15 protein-coding genes are annotated in these 15,356 nt (G+C 73.5%); 5 read left to right on the forward strand and 10 right to left on the reverse strand.

The window, feature by feature from the left end; all coding sequences use genetic code 11:
* Positions 1–110 precede the first annotated feature (110 nt).
* Both AMK16_RS02235 and AMK16_RS02240 read right to left on the reverse strand, forming a co-directional pair.
* Positions 111–1,490, reverse strand: coding sequence for a sensor histidine kinase (locus tag AMK16_RS02235; RefSeq protein WP_443333525.1), 1,380 nt, complete (start codon positions 1,488–1,490; stop codon positions 111–113).
* Between the two features lie 106 nt (positions 1,491–1,596).
* On the reverse strand, positions 1,597–2,274 hold the full coding sequence (locus AMK16_RS02240; protein WP_073907802.1) for a response regulator transcription factor: 678 nt from the start codon (positions 2,272–2,274) through the stop codon (positions 1,597–1,599).
* 141 nt (positions 2,275–2,415) lie between these two features.
* Between AMK16_RS02240 and AMK16_RS02245 the strand changes: the two genes are divergently transcribed.
* A complete protein-coding gene (locus AMK16_RS02245; RefSeq protein ID WP_073907805.1) occupies positions 2,416–3,009 on the forward strand; it encodes a hypothetical protein in 594 nt (197 codons plus the stop codon).
* A gap of 82 nt (positions 3,010–3,091) precedes the next feature.
* Here the strand turns inward: AMK16_RS02245 and AMK16_RS02250 are convergent, their stop codons facing one another.
* The 7 genes from AMK16_RS02250 to AMK16_RS02280 all read right to left on the reverse strand — a co-directional run bounded on the left by AMK16_RS02250 (position 3,092) and on the right by AMK16_RS02280 (position 10,078).
* Positions 3,092–3,271, reverse strand: coding sequence for a DUF6480 family protein (locus tag AMK16_RS02250; protein WP_073907808.1), 180 nt, complete (start codon positions 3,269–3,271; stop codon positions 3,092–3,094).
* A 263-nt stretch (positions 3,272–3,534) separates the two neighbouring features.
* On the reverse strand, positions 3,535–4,479 hold the full coding sequence (locus tag AMK16_RS02255; RefSeq protein ID WP_073907811.1) for a nucleoside hydrolase: 945 nt from the start codon (positions 4,477–4,479) through the stop codon (positions 3,535–3,537).
* 190 nt (positions 4,480–4,669) lie between these two features.
* The gene (locus AMK16_RS02260) at positions 4,670–5,536 is read right to left on the reverse strand and encodes an amino acid ABC transporter ATP-binding protein (RefSeq protein WP_073907814.1); all 867 of its coding nucleotides are present in this window, start codon (positions 5,534–5,536) and stop codon (positions 4,670–4,672) included.
* A gap of 7 nt (positions 5,537–5,543) precedes the next feature.
* Complete coding sequence (locus AMK16_RS02265) at positions 5,544–6,344, reverse strand: amino acid ABC transporter permease (RefSeq protein WP_073907817.1); 801 nt, start codon at positions 6,342–6,344, stop codon at positions 5,544–5,546.
* Positions 6,341–7,108 carry an ABC transporter substrate-binding protein gene (locus AMK16_RS02270; protein ID WP_073910238.1) on the reverse strand — a complete coding sequence of 256 codons (768 nt, stop codon included), beginning with the start codon at positions 7,106–7,108 and terminating at the stop codon, positions 6,341–6,343. Before AMK16_RS02270 ends, AMK16_RS02265 begins: the two co-directional genes overlap by 4 nt.
* A gap of 214 nt (positions 7,109–7,322) precedes the next feature.
* Entirely contained in the window at positions 7,323–9,470 is a 2,148-nt protein-coding gene (locus AMK16_RS02275; RefSeq protein ID WP_079191370.1) for a SpoIIE family protein phosphatase, read from the reverse strand.
* A 332-nt stretch (positions 9,471–9,802) separates the two neighbouring features.
* Positions 9,803–10,078: an isoamylase early set domain-containing protein gene (locus tag AMK16_RS02280; protein WP_073907823.1), complete on the reverse strand. Its 276-nt coding sequence runs from the start codon at positions 10,076–10,078 to the stop codon at positions 9,803–9,805.
* A 249-nt stretch (positions 10,079–10,327) separates the two neighbouring features.
* On the opposite strand from AMK16_RS02280, the gene AMK16_RS02285 reads away from it, so the two are divergent.
* Positions 10,328–10,861 (forward strand): DUF5709 domain-containing protein, encoded by a 534-nt coding sequence (locus tag AMK16_RS02285; protein ID WP_073910241.1) that lies wholly within the window; start codon positions 10,328–10,330, stop codon positions 10,859–10,861.
* 169 nt (positions 10,862–11,030) lie between these two features.
* On the opposite strand, the gene AMK16_RS02290 is transcribed toward AMK16_RS02285, so the two are convergent.
* Entirely contained in the window at positions 11,031–11,234 is a 204-nt protein-coding gene (locus AMK16_RS02290; protein ID WP_073907826.1) for a cold-shock protein, read from the reverse strand.
* Positions 11,235–11,425: 191 nt separating this feature from the next.
* Here AMK16_RS02290 and AMK16_RS02295 point away from each other — a divergent pair, with 191 nt between their 5' ends.
* The 3 genes from AMK16_RS02295 to AMK16_RS02305 all read left to right on the forward strand — a co-directional run bounded on the left by AMK16_RS02295 (position 11,426) and on the right by AMK16_RS02305 (position 15,329).
* Positions 11,426–13,330: a diacylglycerol kinase family protein gene (locus AMK16_RS02295; protein ID WP_079191265.1), complete on the forward strand. Its 1,905-nt coding sequence runs from the start codon at positions 11,426–11,428 to the stop codon at positions 13,328–13,330.
* Positions 13,331–13,379: 49 nt separating this feature from the next.
* Entirely contained in the window at positions 13,380–14,333 is a 954-nt protein-coding gene (locus tag AMK16_RS02300; RefSeq protein WP_073907832.1) for a YihY/virulence factor BrkB family protein, read from the forward strand.
* Positions 14,334–14,396: 63 nt separating this feature from the next.
* Positions 14,397–15,329: a phosphatase PAP2 family protein gene (locus AMK16_RS02305; protein ID WP_079191266.1), complete on the forward strand. Its 933-nt coding sequence runs from the start codon at positions 14,397–14,399 to the stop codon at positions 15,327–15,329.
* The last annotated feature ends 27 nt before the right edge of the window (positions 15,330–15,356 follow it).

Below are 15,356 nucleotides of genomic sequence, written 5' to 3' on the forward strand. Positions count from 1 at the left end.
AGTGTACGAACCTTCACCGACAACCGGCACTGCCAAGGGGCCCTGACACGGGGCACCGACAAGGGGCACCGACAAGGGACACTTACAACCGGCGCTCTCGACCGGCACCCTCAGCCGGCGCTCCCCGGCCCCGCGTCCATCGGCAGCCGGACCACCATGCGCGCCCCGCGGGACGCCCCCTCGGCGGTGAGGGTGCCGCCGTGGTGGGCGGTCAGGTCACGGGCTATGGCCAGCCCCAGCCCGGCTCCGCCGTGGTCGCGGCTGCGGGCGTCGTCGAGGCGGGTGAACCGCTCGAAGATCCGCTCCCGGTCGGCGGGCGGTACGCCCGGCCCGTCATCGGTGATCTCCAGCACGGCGTTGCGCGCCCCCGGACCGCCCTCGGTCCGCAGGACGAGGTCCACCCGCCGGTCGGCGAAGCGCTGGGCGTTGTCCAGCAGGTTGGTGACCACCCGCGCGAGCCACAGCTCGCTGCCGGTGACCCGTACGCCGCGGGCCAGGTCGGTGTGGACGGGCAGCCGGTCCCCCACACGGGAGTTCACGGCCTCGCGCACCACGGCGGTCAGGTCGAAGGGGACGGCCGGCGCCGGCTGGGCCGCGTCGATGCGGGCGAGGAGCAGGAGATCGGCGGCGAGCTGCTGCAGCCGCTCGATGTCCTGGAGCGCCCCGCCGATCAGCTCGGGCCACAGTTCCGGGTCCCGGACGGCGAGGGCCACCTCCAGCTGGGTGCGCACGACGGTGATGGGGCTGCGCAGTTCGTGGGAGGCGTCCGCGATGAACTGGCGCTGGCGGGCGCCCGAGGACTCCAGCCGGTCCAGGGTGGCGTTCATGGTCTGGGCCAGCCGGGCCACCTCGTCGCGGGTAGACGGTACCGGGACACGGCGGTGCAGGTCGCGGTCGGTGATCTCGGCGACCTCGGCCCGGATGGCTTCGACCGGCCGCAGCGCCCGGCCCGTGACCCGCCAGGTGACGAGGGCGACGGTGGCGAGGAGCAGCGGCACGCCCGCCCCGAGGGCGGCGGTGGCGGTGGCGTCGGCGGCGTCGACGTCGCGCAGGGACGTGCCCGCGTAGACGACGACCAGGCCGTAGGGGCTGTCCGTGGTGACCTGCACGACCCGTTGGCGGTGTTCGCCTCCGAGCGGGCGGACCTTCCAGGTGTGGAACGCCCGGCCGCGGCGCAGCGGCCCGGCGGGCCGGATCGCCCCCGCCCCGGCCAGGTTGGGGCTGGCGAAGACCACCTGTCCGTCGGAGGTGACGACCTGGACGAAGTCGACGCCGCGGGTGGGCGGCCGCACGCGGTCGAGGCTGCCGTCGGCCGCGAGCCGGGCGAACGTCACGGCTTGTTCCTGCGCGTCGTCCTCGGCGTTGCGCAGCAGGTTCGCTTCGAGGATTCCCAGCAGGGCGAAGGAGGCGAGCGCCAGCGCCACGGCGACCACGACCGTGGCGCCCACGGTGGCGCGGGCCCGGACCGTGGTGGGCCAGATCCGGCGCACGCGCCGCATCACCCCCGGCGGCGCCCACGGGCGCGGGCGTTGGAGGCTCGGCTGGTGTCCGGCGGCTGCGCCCCCGAGGCGGGGCGGGCGGCCCGGGCGGTGGGCTTCACCCACCGTCGGCCGCCAATCGGTAGCCGGCGCCGCGCACGGTCTCCAGGGCGTTGCGGCCGAACGGGGCGTCGATCTTGCGGCGCACCGCGCTGATGTGCACCTCGACCACGTTCGGGTCGCCGTCGAAGGCGCTGTCCCAGACCTGCTGGAGTATCTCGCGCTTGGGTACGACCTCGCCGGCGTGCCGGGCGAGGTACTCCAGGACGGCGAACTCACGGGCCGTGAGCCGGATCTCGGTGCCGCCGCGGGAGCAGGCGTGCCGCGCGTGGTCTATCAGGAGGTCGCCGAAGCGGACGGCCTGCGGGCGCCGCCGGCCGGTGCGCCGGCCCAGCGCGCGCAGCCGGGCGACGAGTACGAGGTAGGAGAACGGCTTGGACAGGAAGTCGTCGGCGCCCGTGTCGAGGGCCTCCGCCTCGTCGTACTCGCCGTCCTTGGCCGTGAGCATCAGGATGCCCGCTTCATTACCGGCCGCTCGCAGCCGTGCGCAGACCCGGTAACCGTTCAGGCCGGGCAGCATGATGTCGAGGACGATCAGGTCGTAGTCGTGTTCGGTGGCCATCCACAGCCCCTGCGGCCCGTCGTGGGCCACGTCGACCGAGAAGCCTTCCGCTTGGAGCCCCCTCTGCAGGGCCACGGCCAGCCGCCGTTCGTCCTCCACCACCAGTACGCGCATGCCGCTCAGGGTCTCAGACGGGGTCGGCGACCGGCTGAAGAGGTCTTCAGGTGACTTCAGGTGGGCTTCAGCTTCGCCCCCGCATGCTGCGGAACGATCCGATCCGGGCACGGTGCCCGGTCCTCACGAGGAGCGCCTGTCATGTCTGAGTCATTCCCTCCGCCCGAGCGGCCCGCCGGCGCACCGGACGAGGCGGTCCATACGCGCAAGGACCGGCTGGCCCGGCTGGTGCCCCACCGCCGGGGTGCCCGCCTGGCGGCGCTGGGTGCGGCCGTGGTGATCGTGGGCGGAGCGGCGGCCGCCGTCGCGGTGGCCGGACACCACGGGCGGGGGGACGGCCCGGCCCGCTTCTCCCACGCCGGCCCCGGTCACGAGGGTGGCCGTGAGCGGGGTCCGGCGGCGGGCCGGGGTGGTCCCGGGAAGCTGGACGGGCGGGCCGATGGTCCGCGGGGCGGTATGAAGGGGCGGGGCGGCCCGGCGGGCGAAGACGCTGCGGGTCGCGGCGGCGGGGCGAAGGCGGCTCCGGCGCCGCTCCCTTCCCTGCCCGTCGGGGAAGCCGCCGACAAGGCCGCCGCGGCGGTGCCGGGCGGCAAGGTCGAGGGGCTGCGCGTGGTCGCCCAGCAGGGCGGCGGGTCAGCGTGGCGGGCGATCGTCATCGGCCCCGACGGCGTACGGCACGCGGTTACGGTGTCCGGTACGGACGGCGCGATCACGGGCAACACCACCCGCCGGTAGGCGGCTGCGCGGTCGCGCGGGTGCCACCCGCCGGTGGGCGGCGACGCGGGTGCCACTGCCGGCAGGCGCCGCGGCGGGTGCCTTAGAAGCCGGCTATCCGCGCGGCGAAGAACGCCGCGAAGAGGAGCGAGCCGAGGACGACGAGCGCCAGCAGCGCGCGGGGGTGTTCCCAGACACCGCCGTCCGGCCGCTCCTGATGGGCTTCGGCGGTGGAGCCTTCGGCGGGCGGGGTCTCCCCCGGCGGAACGAGGTGCGTCGTCATGTCTCCTCCTCGGCATGCGGGCCAGGTCCTGCCCTCCACCGTGCGCCGGGCGCCGGCGGCCCGCACCACGCACCGTTCGTGCGTCGCTCGCCCGGCGGTGTCCGTCCGGTCGCGAATCCCCCGGGGGGGTCCCCGGGTTTCCCGTGTCCCGTCGCCGTGGGAGACGGGCCGGTCCCCGACAAGACCCGGGGCCCGGTCCGTGCTGCGAAGGAATGGGGAAACATGCGCATGCTCGCGAAGGCGGGGCGGTGGTCGCGGACGGCTCAGGCGGGCCGGGCGCCGAGGGCGGCGACGGCACCGACCATCCGGTCCCAGAAGGCCGGCACGTTGAGGGTCACGGCGACGCGCGCGTTCACCGGGCGGCCGAGGTAGCGGTGGAGGTCCACCACCGTGGCCCCCCGGGTGTGGCGCCCGTGCAGTTCCACGGTGACGTTGGCGTCGGCGCAGCCCACGATCGCCGGGTCGATGACCCGGGCCACCGCGACGGGGTCGTGCAGCGGCGGGTCGGGCATGTCCCACAAGCGGCTGTACATCGAGGCGGAGAACGCCAGCAGCTGGGCACAGACGCCGCCCAGCTCGGTGCCGAGGCCTTCGAAGCGGGCGATGACCTCGGGCGTGGCCAGGGCCTGGTGCGTGACGTTGAGCCCGCACATGGTCACGGGTACGCCGCTGCGGAAGACGATGTCCGCCGCCTCCGGGTCGCTGCAGATGTTGAACTCGGCCGCGGGGGTACGGTTGCCCCGCTCGGTCGAGCCGCCCATCAGCACGATCTCCTTGATGCGCGAGACGCTCTCGGGGTAGCGGGTCAGCAACAGGGCGATGTTGGTCAGCGGCGCGGTGGGCACCAGGGTGACCGGCTCCGGGTGTTCCCCGAGGATGCGGTGGATGAGTTCCACGGCGTGTTCGGGGACCACCTCGACCGTGGGCTCGGGGAACCTCGGTCCGTCCAGACCGGATTCGCCGTGCACGTCGGCGGCGACGCCCAGCGGCTGTACCAGCGGGCGGTCGCAGCCAGCGGCGATGGGCACGTCGGTGATCCCGGCGATGGTGCACACCCGGCGGGCGTTGAGCGTGGTCTTCTCCAGCGTCTGGTTGCCCGCGACGGTGGTGATGGCCAGCAGGTCGACGGCGGGGTCGGCTGCCGCCAGCATGATCGCGAGAGCGTCGTCGTGCCCGGGGTCGCAGTCGATGATGATCGGGACGGGCACGGGCAATCCTCCTCGTCGGGGCGGCTGACCTGCCCAGTCTGCCGCCGATGGGCGGCGCCGTCCGCCCCTTCCGAGCCAAACAGGGGCATCCTGTTGGCGCATACACGCACCGTTCGGGCGGGCGAGCCGGCCGGGCGGGCGGGCGCGTGGTCTGGGCGGGCCCGCCACGACGACGGGGCACGCCGGGCCGTCAGGACCCCGCCGCGGGCCCCCGCTTCTCCCCCTCCCCTTCCCCCTCCCCCTCCCCCGGCCCGCTCCCGGCCGCGGGTGTTTCGACGGCCGCCGGGTCCAGGATGCGGTTGAGGAAGTCCCTGGTCCGCTCGTGCCGGGGCCGGCCCACCACCTGCGCCGCGGGCCCCTGCTCGACGATCACTCCTCCGTCCATGAAGACCACCCGGTCCGCGACCTCCCGGGCGAAGCTCATCTCGTGCGTGACGACCATCATCGTCATGCCCTCGCCCGCCAGCACCCGCATGACCGACAGCACTTCGCCGACGAGCTCCGGGTCGAGTGCGGAGGTCGGCTCGTCGAACAGCATCACCTCGGGCCCCATCGACAGGGCCCGGGCGATCGCCACCCGCTGCTGCTGGCCGCCGGACAGCTGCGCCGGGAAGGCGTCCGCCTTGTCGGCGAGACCGACGCGCTCCAGGTTCTCCCGGGCGACGGCGGCTGCCCGTGCCTTGTCCGCCCCGAGCACCCGCCGCTGCGGAAGCGTGAGGTTGTCGGTGACGCTGATGTGGGGGAAGAGGTTGAACTGCTGGAAGACCATGCCGATGCGGCGGCGTACGGCGTCGATGTCGACATCGGGGTCGGTGACCTCCGTGCCGCCGACGAAGACCTGGCCCCCGTTCGGCTCCTCCAGCAGGTTCACGCAGCGCAACAGCGTCGACTTGCCCGAGCCGGACGGCCCGATGACACAGACCACCTCGCCACGGGCGACGTCCAGGTCGATGCCGCGCAGCACGTGGTTCTCGCCGAAGGACTTGTGCAGATCGCGGATCTCGATCTCCGGGCGGCCGGCGGCCGCCGGACCGCCCGCTCGCGTCTTCTGTCGCATCGCGTCCTCACGTGGCCTTGTCGGCGCGGGCTTCCAGGCGCCGCACCACGAAGCTCAGGGGCACGGTCACCAGGAGGTAGCACAGGCCCGCGACCAGGATCGGGGTGGAGTTGGCGGTCTCGCTGGCGAGGTCGCGGCCGTACTTCGTCAGTTCCCGCTCTTCCAGCGTGACCCCCAGGAACAGCACCAGCGAGGAGTCCTTGAAGAGCAGCACCAGTTCGTTGGTGAGCGGGGGGATGACGATGCGGAACGCCTGCGGGATGATCACCGACACCATGGCGCGGGCGTGGGAGAAGCCCAGCGAGCGGGCGGCCTCCATCTGCCCCTTGGGCACGGCCTGGATGCCGGCGCGGATCGTCTCCGCCATGTAGGCGGCCGCGACCAGACCGAGGCCGAGCGCGACCTTACCGTACGTGCCGCCGGGGATCTCGGTGCCGGGGAAGGCGAGGGGCACGGCCACACCGACGAAGATGAAGATGAGCAGGGCGGGCAGTCCCCGGAACAGTTCGATGTACACGCCGGCGACCCACCGGTAGGGGGCCACCGACGAGAGTCTCATCATCGCGACGACGAGGCCGAGTACCAGTCCGAAGACGAAGCCGGACGTCGTGTACACCACCGTGTTGCGCAGGGCGATGGTGATGATGTCCGGGAAGAGCCGCAGGACCAGGTCCTTCTGCGCGAACTGGTTCTGCAGCCGTTCCCAGTCGGCCAGCACTCCCACCACGACCAGCACGGCCAGGAAGACCGCGTACTGCACGCCCTGCCAGACGCGACGCCGCTGGCGCCGGGTCAGCCGAGAGGTCACGGCGCGGTCTGGGGCAGCGGGCCGATCCACTGCTCGTAAATCTTCTTGTAGGTGCCGTCGGCCTTGGCCGTGGTGATCGCCTTGTCGATCGCGGCGAGCAGGGCGGTGTTGCCCTTCTTCACGGAGAAGCCGTACTTCTCGCCGGTCTCGATGTTCTGTCCGAGGACGAACTCCGAGGCGTTCGCCTTGTCCTTGAGCCAGCCCTGCACGACCGGGTAGTCGATGACGACGGCGTCGACCTGCCCGGTGCGCAGGCCGTTCAGCACCGCGTCCGAACTCTCGAAGGCGACCGGGTTGAAACCCTGGGCCTTGGCGTAGCTCTCGCCGGTGGTCTCGGCCTGCGCGCCCAGCTTCTTCCCCTTGGCCTTGACGTCGGCGAGGGAGGTGACGCCGCTCTTCTTGGTGGCGAGCAGTGCCTGGGTGGCGTCGAAGTACGGCACGGAGAAGTCGACGTTCTTCTTGCGCTCGTCGGTGATCGTCATACCGGCGGCGGCGAGGTCGCACTGGCCCGAGTTCAGGAAGGCGCCGGTCTTGAAGTTCTCGAACGGGGTGTCGAGGACCTTCTGCTCGACCTTGAGCTCCTTCGCCACGAGGTCGATCAGCGCGACGTCGAAACCGACGACCTTGCCGTTCTGCTCGAACTGGAAGGGAGGGTAGGGCAGGTGGGTGCAGGTGGTCAGTTTGCCCTTCTCGGCGACCGGTACGCCCCCGGCCGCCTCCCCGGGACCGTCGTCCCCGGAGGAGCAGCCCGCGGCGAGGAACATGCCCGTCGCGGCGGCCACGCAGGCCGCGGAACGGATGCGGCGGCTGTGGCCGGTGCGGTCGCTGCTGCGGTGAGTGCGGTGTCCTTGGGCCGTCCGGAACACGGTTGACCTCCACGGGTGCAGGGCGGGCGGCGGTCGCGGGACGAGACCGTCCGTCGTGATCGTAAGCCCCCGGCGGGGCCCCGCGCCGGACCATCGGTGATGCGGCGCCGGGTCAGGGCAGGGCCTGGCGGGAGCGCAGGAGGAGCAGGGCGATGTCGTCGTGGCGGGGGGACGCGCGGCGGGCGTGCCGGATGAGCTCGTCCGCCAGGGGTTCGAGCGGCCGGTCGTGGGTCACGGCCAGGTGGGCGGCGGTGGCGTCGATGGTGTCGTCGATGTCGCGGCCCGGGGACTCGACGAGGCCGTCGGTGTACAGGGCCAGGAGGGTGCCGGGAGTGAAGGGGATCTCGGTGGCCGTGTAGGTGGCGCCCGGATCGATGCCGAGGAGGAGGCCGGGCCGCAGGCGCAGTACGTCGACGGGGCCGTCCGGGTGACGCAGCAGCGGTGGCGGGTGCCCGGCCGTGGCCAGGCAGGCGCTGTGGCGGGCGAGGTCGATGTGGACGTAGAGGCAGCTGGTGAAGAGCCCCGGGTCCAGGTCGGTGAGGAGCCGGTTGGTGCGGGCGAGGACCTCGCCGGGCGGGGCTCCGGCGACGGCGTGGACGGCGGTACGGACCTGCCCCATGAGGGCGGCGGCGTTCACGTTGTGGCCCTGGACGTCGCCGATGGTGGCGGCGACGGTGGTGTCGTCGATGCGGATGAGGTCGTAGAAGTCGCCGCCGACGTCCAGGCCGTGTGCGGCGGGCAGGTAGCGGGCGGCGACCTCCAGGCCCGGGACGTCGGGCAGGACGTGGGGCAGGAGGCTGGTCTGCAGGCTGTGGGCGAGCTGGTGGGTGGTGTCGTAGAGGCGGGCCCGGTCGAGCGCCTGGGCGATCAGTCCGGCGATCGAGGTCAGGATGGCGCGTTCGCCGGGGGCGAAGGGGTGGGGGCGGGAGTAGCCGAGGATGAGGGTCCCGACGGGGCGGCCGGAGGCGATCAGGGGCAGGACGGCCCAGGCGGCCATGCCCTGTTCGATGTCGGCGTCCGGATAGGCGGCCCGGACCTCTTCCCGGTCGGCGAAGAACATCGGCCGCCCGGTGCGCAGCACGCCCGTGCCGGCGCCCTCGTCGGTCAGGGGCCGGCCGTCGAAGCGGGCCGCGAGTTCGTCCGGGTAGCCGCGGTGGCCGACGATGTGCAGGCGGCCTTCCTCGACGACGAACAGGGCCATCGCCTGGGCTCCGAGGGCCGGGACGAGCTGGTCGGCGGCCTGCTCGACCACGTCGTGGGCGTGGGCGGCCTCGGTGAGGCCGGCGGCCAGGTGCATCAGCTGGTAGAGGGCGGTGGCCCGGCTCGGCACGGGGGCGGGCGGCGGGCTGCCCCCCGCCGCCCGGTCGGCGTCCGCCTCGGTGAGGTCGTCGCCGGGGCCCATGCGGACGCTGATGCCGGAATCGTCCGGGTAGAGCTCGAAGCGCACCGGGTGGTCGGGGGGACGCAGGGCGGTGAAGGACCGGGGCAGCCGGCTGATCACCGCGCCCCGGTAGTGGTCCTCGACCGCGGGGGTGTCCATCCAGGGCAGGGCCTCCCACGGCAGCGCCCCGATCAGCCGGGAGAGCGGCGCGCCGAGCAGCCCGGCGGCTTCGGGGGTGGCGAAGGTGATCCGTCCGTTGAGGTCGAGGGCGCAGCTCGCGCCGGGGAGCCGGCGGACGAAGGCCAGCACCGCCGCGGCCTCGACCGGGCCCGGCGTCGGGGGCGGCGGGGGCCGCAGCACGGCGGGGGCGGGCAGGGGCTGGACCGCGTGCCCTTCGTCGGCGGCCTGCCGCAGCACCTGCGCCAGGCTCCGGCAGCCGGCTCCGATCGCGTCCTTCTCCCGCTGGTCGAGGTACGGGGGGTGGGAGCCCGACCAGAGGAGGACCAGCCCGCCCGCCGCCGCCGTCGCCGCCGCGCCGGTGTCCGTGGGGGCAGGGGAGGCGGTGTCGGTCGTGCCGGTGCCCGCGGTTGCGGTGCCCGTCGGGGCGGCTTTGGCGGGGCTGCCCGGCAGGGCGCTCCCGGGCACGGGTGCGGCCGCGAGGGTGAAGTCGTACGGCAGGACGAGGCCGACCCTCGGATAGAGGCGGGCCATCTCCTCCTGGCTGCCCAGCCACACGAGCCGTCCTTCGCGCACCGCGACGGCGACCGGAACGGGGTCGTCCGGCCCCACCCGGGACCAGGGCGCGGCGAACTCGCGGGACACGCCACCGACCAGGACGAGGTGCAGGACGCGCTCCCCCGGCCCGGTCAGGTAGAGCATGCCGACGGAGGCGCCGGTGGCACGGACCGTCCCGTCCAGTGCCGCCTCCAGCCGGCGGCGGTGGACGGTGTCGCCTCCGGCACCCGTTGCGTCCCGCACCTGCTCATGGTCTCCCACTCGGGGCCACGGGCAACCGGAACGGCGGGGCGGCAGCCCGGTCGCGAAGCCCTGTGGCAGTCCCCCACCCCGGCGGAACGGGCCGGCCGGGGGCGTCGGGGGTGTCGGCTGCCTGCCCGGCGGGGCCTGTAGCGGCGGCGCGGGATGTGCGGGGCGGCGGGGGTCGCCCGGACGGCCCTCGCGACGGTGGGCGCCGCGAGGGCCGTCCGGGATCCTCAAGTACGCACGCGGCTGTTGGTACCGTCGTGATCGTCGGCCTGCTCGTCGTCGAACCAGTAGTCGCCGGCGGCCAGGTAGCGGAAGGAGTGCTCGCTCTTGCCGGGCAGCGCCACCGTGACGGCGCGCATGCCGTCGGCGCGGGCCTGAAGCACGTGTGTACCGGGCTGCCAGTCGTTGAAGTCGCCCACCACGCTGACGGGTCCGGCCGGCGTATCGGCCGGCAGGACGAAGGTGACCTGGGCGCGGCCCTTGAGCTGTTTGCGTTCGAGCACGGATGACTCCTGACGGCAGGGACGTTTCGGCTCATGATGGCGCCGTCGCCGCCGACACGCCCCCGTACACGGCCGCGCCGGTCCCTCCTGTCACCCGACCGGCACCATGGGTGACCACGTCCCCACGCATTGTCACTCTGCGTACGATCCGGCCGGCCGGCACCCCGTTTAGCGGCCATGAAGGAGGAAAGCCGCCTATCAGAGACGGACAGGCTGCGAGAGCCAGCCCGAGGCAAGGAGCGCCCGATGATGAGCGGATCCGCGATGGCGGACGATGCGTACCAGCCCACCGGTGACAGCGGGGAACAGGCGGACGGAACGCCGCTCGACCTCCAGGACGCCATCGACGAGCGCACGTACGACGACATGCTGGACGAGGGCTACTCGCCTCCCGAGAAGCCGCTGGGCGTGACCAAGCACGGCACGACGGCGGCCGAGCAGCAGGCGGGCGAGAGCCTGGAGGACCGGCTGGCCCAGGAGGTCCCCGACGTCGCGGAGGCCGAGGGGGACGGGATCGGGGACCTGGCGGGCGGTGAGGGCGAGCCCCTGGACTCGGAAGTGGGCGGCGACCGGGCCGGGCGCCTGGTGGCACCCGATGAGGGCGCGCACGGCGACACGACCAAGGAACTCACCGCGCAGGACCGGGGCATCGACGGAGGTGCGGCGAGCGCGGAGGAGGCCGCCGTCCACGTCATCGGGGACGAACAGGACTACCTCAGCGAGGACGACGGGCTGAACGAGTACGACGTGGCCACCGGTGAGGGCGGGCCCGTGTCTGCCTGAGCTCCCGGCTGGATCTCCCGGCCTGGACCACGTCCTGAGCCCCGGCCGCCCGAGCGCGGCCGGGGCTCAGGGCATTCGCAGGCCGGCCGGCGGACGACATGCCGATGGCGCCCGCAGCAGCTGCGGGCGCCATCCGTTCAGATCTGGGATCCGACGAGGGATCCGGGGGTCAGCCGCGGACGATGTTCTCCGCCTGCGGGCCCTTCTGACCCTGCGTGACGTCGAACGACACCGTCTCCCCCTCCGTCAGCTCGCGGTAGCCGTTGCCGGAGATGTTGGAGTAGTGGGCGAAGACATCCGGTCCGCCTCCATCCTGAGCGATGAAGCCGAAACCCTTTTCGGAGTTGAACCACTTCACGGTGCCGCTGGCCATGCGCATTCCTCTGCTCAATTCACGAAGCGGCCCAGGCTCGGACCGCTTCAGCGGCCATCCTCGGCCGCCAAGGCCACTTCTCCCCGGGTGAAGCCGTCCCTACACCTCCCCGCTCGACTTTGTCGTTTCGTACGACGGCTACCCGTGTGGCGGGCACGCATCATCGGGCCGCGACGGGCAACAAGGGCTGCATGACGACGGACCGCGGCGTGGCCGCAAGACGCTCCTGGCCCGTGCTGCTCGTGCCGGCCCAGACCATCGTGATGGTGCTGCTGGGCCTGCTCGTGACCAGCGCGCCGGCCTCCCACTGGCCGCTGCCGGTGGAGGACCGGATCAACCGCGGCCTCGCCGCACACCGCGTTTCCTGGGCCGACACCGCTACCGAGTGGCTCTCGCTGATGGCGAGCACCGAGGCCGTCATCAGTACGACGCTGATCTGCATCGCCACCCTGCTGCTCCTGCCGCGCGCGCCCCGGTGGGCGGATGCGGCGTTCCTGGGAGTGTCGGTCGCCGTCCAGTCGGCCGTCTTCCTCCTCGTCACGATGTGCGTCGAGCGGCCCCGCCCGGACGTGTCCCGGCTGGACGGCGCACCGCCGACCTCCAGCTTCCCCTCCGGTCACGTCGGGGCTTCCGTCGCCCTGTACGGGGGCCTGGCCGCGCTGGCGATGGCGCGCATGCGCGGCCCCTGGCGGTACGCCGTGTCGGGAGCGCTGGCGCTCGTCCCCCCGCTGGTGGCGCTCTCGCGGCTGTACCGGGGCATGCACCACCCCACCGACGTGGTGGGCGGCATGATCAACGGCACGGCCACGCTGCTGATCATTGGTTCCGTCTTCCTGGTCGAGCGGTACCCGGCGGCCGCGGGCGCGCCCGGCGGTCTCACCCCGGCGACGGTTCCCGCGCCCTCCTCCGGCGCGCGGGCCGGCCGCAGGGCCGTCGTCGTCCGCCATCCGTACGGCTGCGGGGAGGAGTTGGCCGCCCGGGTGCGGGCCGTCCTGCTCCGTCACGGTTACACCGACCAGCGCTGGACGCCCACCACCGCCGAGCAGCCCAGCGGCGCTCTCGCCGACGAGGACGCCACGGCCGGCGCGGACCTGGTCGTGGCCTGCGGGGGCGACGGCACCGTCCGTGCCTGCGCCGACGTGCTGGCCGCCACCGGCGTCCCGTTGGCCGTCGTCCCCTGCGGCACCGGCAACCTCCTCGCGCGGAACCTCGGTCTTCCCCTGGACCCGGAGACCGCCCTGGAGGAGGCCCTGTCCGGCGACACCTTCCGGATCGATGTGGCGTCGGTGCAGGGCGACGGGCTGGAGCCGGTGCGGTTCACCGTCATGGCCGGGGCGGGCTTCGACGCCGCCATGGTCCGCGACGCTTCGGAGCGGCTCAAGGCGCGACTGGGCTGGGCCGCCTACGTCTGGGCGGCGGCGCGCCACCTCGCTGATCCCCGGATGCGGCTGTCGGTACGGCTGGACGGGGGGCGCAGGCTCCGGCGCCGGGCCCGCATGGTCGTCATCGGCAACGTCGGATCGCTCCAGGGCGGCCTGGACCTCCTGCCCCGTGCACGGCCGGACAGCGGGCGGCTGGAGGTCATGCTCTTCGATCCGCACGGTGTCACCGGATGGTTCGCGGCCGTCGGTCATCTGACGGCACGTGGAGTGCGCGCCCGCACCGGGCGGCCCGAGGGGGTGGCGGGCCCGGACGGGAGCAGGTCGGAGGCGGGCGGCGCCCTGGAGTACCACACGGCCACCTCGATCGACATCCGCTTCGCCCTGCCGCAGCCGCGCGAGATCGACGGCGATACGGTGGCCGACGGCCGCCGGCTGATGGTCCGGGTGGAACCCGGGGCCCTGCTGGTGCGCCTCCCCCGGCGCCCCGACGGCGCCCCGGGAGTACGGGACACGAGCGCCGCAGACCCGCACACGGACACGCGTACGGACACGGACGTGAACGCGGACACGGACGTGAACGCGGACACGGACGTGAACGCGGGCACGGACGTGAACGCGGGCACGAGCGCCGTCGTGGGCGCCGAAACGGGTCCGGGCACGAACACCGGCGGCGGTACGGGCCGGCCGACGGTCCTCACCACCACACAGCGCTGAACTCCCCTCCCCGCAGGGCGGAGGGCACACGGTCAGGAACAGGGAGACGATGGGCACCGCCACTCGGGTACCGCAGAGACGCGACGTACAGGGGGAGGAACTGTCCGGCGACGAGGCATGGGCCGCCCTGCGCCGCTACGGGGGCTGGAGCCTGGCCCGCGACGCCTTCATCCGCTTCCGCTACGCGGACGGATTCAGCCATTCCCGCGCACTGGCCCTGCAGACGGTCCTGTCCATCGTCCCCCTGGCGATCGCCGCGATAGGCCTGTCCAGCGTCCTGCACACCGAGGACGTCGGCCGCGTCGCCGAGCTCACCATCGGCCGCATCACCAGCGGCCCGAGCCAGGAGATGGTGGACGAAGCGCTGCGCCAGAGCCGCCGCAACGCCGGCGACGGCGGCGCGGCCGCACTCTGGCTGGGCCTGCTGTTCTCCCTGGTCAACGTCACCACAAGCCTGTGCCAGGTGGAGCGCGGGGCCAACCGCATCTACGGCAACGAGCGAGACCGCCCCTTCCTGCACAAGTACTCCCGGGGACTGGCGATGGCCGCGCTCGCGGGCTTCCCCCTGGGGCTGAGCTTCATCGTCACCGTCCTCGGAGCCGACCTGACCCACGCGGTCGCCGAGGTCTACCACCTGGGCCCGGTCACCACCCGGGCGTGGGACATCCTGCGCTGGCCGGTCGGCGTCCTGCTGGCCGTGCTGGCCACCAGTGCGATATTCAGGCTCTCGCCGCGCCGCGACCAGCCCGGTTACACCTGGCTCGCCTTCGGCGCGGTCGTCTACCTCGTACTGTGGATCGTCACGACCTGGGGCTTGAGCCTGTACGTCGGGGCCAGCAGCTCCTTCACCAGCGTGTACGGTCCGCTCAGCGCCGTCATGTCGCTGCTGCTGTGGTCCTACCTCACCTCGCTGGCCCTCTTCCTCGGCCTGGCGTTCGCCGCCCAGCTGGAGGCGGTACGGGCGGGCGTGAAATCGCCGATCGCACACGACCCCGGGGTCTGATCCGGGCTCCGCCCCGGCCCTCGGGACGACGAAGGACCGCACACGAAAGGACGCGGAGGCACCATGGCAGAGCGCACCCCCCGGGACCGGGCCCGGAACCGGGATGTAACCGAAGGCCCGACAGCAGGCACGGCAGGAGGCCCGGGCGCCCCCACGGGGACGGGGGGCCGGCTCCGGCGGCGCGTGCGGGCCGCGCTGCCGTGGAGCTTCGGACCGGACACGGCCTTCGGCACGAGGCTCGCGCTGACCGCCGCCGCCACCGCCGCCGTGACCGTCCCCTTCGCGGTCGCGCTGGTGCTCGTCGAAAGCCGGTGGGCGCCGCTGTACCGGCTCGACCGGACGACCGCCGAGCGCCTGCACCGCACGGCCCTCGAACATCCGGGGTGGGTCCGCGTCCTGGACGTCCTCACCGGCATCGTGTGGGATCCGGTCACCATGCGGTTGCTGGTGGCCGCCCTTGTCGGGTGGCTCCTGACGCGCCGCGCCTGGCGCCTGGCGGCCTGGGCTGCCGTCACCGCCGGGGTGAGCGCACTCACCGGTCTGCTGGCCAAGAACGCCGTCGAGCGGGCCCGCCCCCACCTGCCGGACCCGGTCGCCCACGCTCCCGGCTTCTCCTTCCCCTCCGGGCACGCCATGACGGCCACCACCTCGTGCGCCATCCTCCTCCTGGTGCTGCTGCCCCTGGTGCCCCGCGCGTGGCGGCCGCTCCCCTGGGCCCTCTCGGTGGTCTCGGTGGTGGGCGTCGGCTACACGCGCGTCGCCCTCGGGGTGCACTGGGTGAGCGACGTGGTCGGGGGATGGCTGCTCGGTCTGGCCGTGGTCACCGCGACGACGCTCGTCTTCGAGGCGTGGCGGACCGACGTCGGACGTCGCCGGACAACGGTCACCGAGGGCCTGGAACCGGAGCTCTCGGCGAACGGCCCGGAAGACCCCGAGCCGCCCCTGGGCGCCGCACCCGGCGCCGCCCCTTCCCCCGCCGGGCCGCCGGCTCGCTGAACGCGGACGGGCGCCGGGCGGGATAGC

Origin of the sequence: Streptomyces sp. CB00455, from assembly GCF_001905445.1 — a bacterium.
Taxonomy (GTDB): domain Bacteria; phylum Actinomycetota; class Actinomycetes; order Streptomycetales; family Streptomycetaceae; genus Streptomyces.

Excerpts from the sequence above, each read along its gene's own strand:
- AMK16_RS02240 (WP_073907802.1), bottom strand. The coding sequence starts at position 2,274 with ATGCGCGTACTGGTGGTGGAGGACGAACGGCGGCTGGCCGTGGCCCTG.
- AMK16_RS02245 (WP_073907805.1), top strand. The coding sequence starts at position 2,416 with ATGTCTGAGTCATTCCCTCCGCCCGAGCGGCCCGCCGGCGCACCGGAC.
- AMK16_RS02250 (WP_073907808.1), bottom strand. The coding sequence starts at position 3,271 with ATGACGACGCACCTCGTTCCGCCGGGGGAGACCCCGCCCGCCGAAGGC.
- AMK16_RS02260 (WP_073907814.1), bottom strand. The coding sequence starts at position 5,536 with ATGCGACAGAAGACGCGAGCGGGCGGTCCGGCGGCCGCCGGCCGCCCG.
- AMK16_RS02270 (WP_073910238.1), bottom strand. The coding sequence starts at position 7,108 with ATGTTCCTCGCCGCGGGCTGCTCCTCCGGGGACGACGGTCCCGGGGAG.
- AMK16_RS02275 (WP_079191370.1), bottom strand. The coding sequence starts at position 9,470 with ATGCTCTACCTGACCGGGCCGGGGGAGCGCGTCCTGCACCTCGTCCTG.
- AMK16_RS02285 (WP_073910241.1), top strand. The coding sequence starts at position 10,328 with ATGAGCGGATCCGCGATGGCGGACGATGCGTACCAGCCCACCGGTGAC.
- AMK16_RS02290 (WP_073907826.1), bottom strand. The coding sequence starts at position 11,234 with ATGGCCAGCGGCACCGTGAAGTGGTTCAACTCCGAAAAGGGTTTCGGC.
- AMK16_RS02295 (WP_079191265.1), top strand. The coding sequence starts at position 11,426 with ATGACGACGGACCGCGGCGTGGCCGCAAGACGCTCCTGGCCCGTGCTG.
- AMK16_RS02300 (WP_073907832.1), top strand. The coding sequence starts at position 13,380 with ATGGGCACCGCCACTCGGGTACCGCAGAGACGCGACGTACAGGGGGAG.
- AMK16_RS02305 (WP_079191266.1), top strand. The coding sequence starts at position 14,397 with ATGGCAGAGCGCACCCCCCGGGACCGGGCCCGGAACCGGGATGTAACC.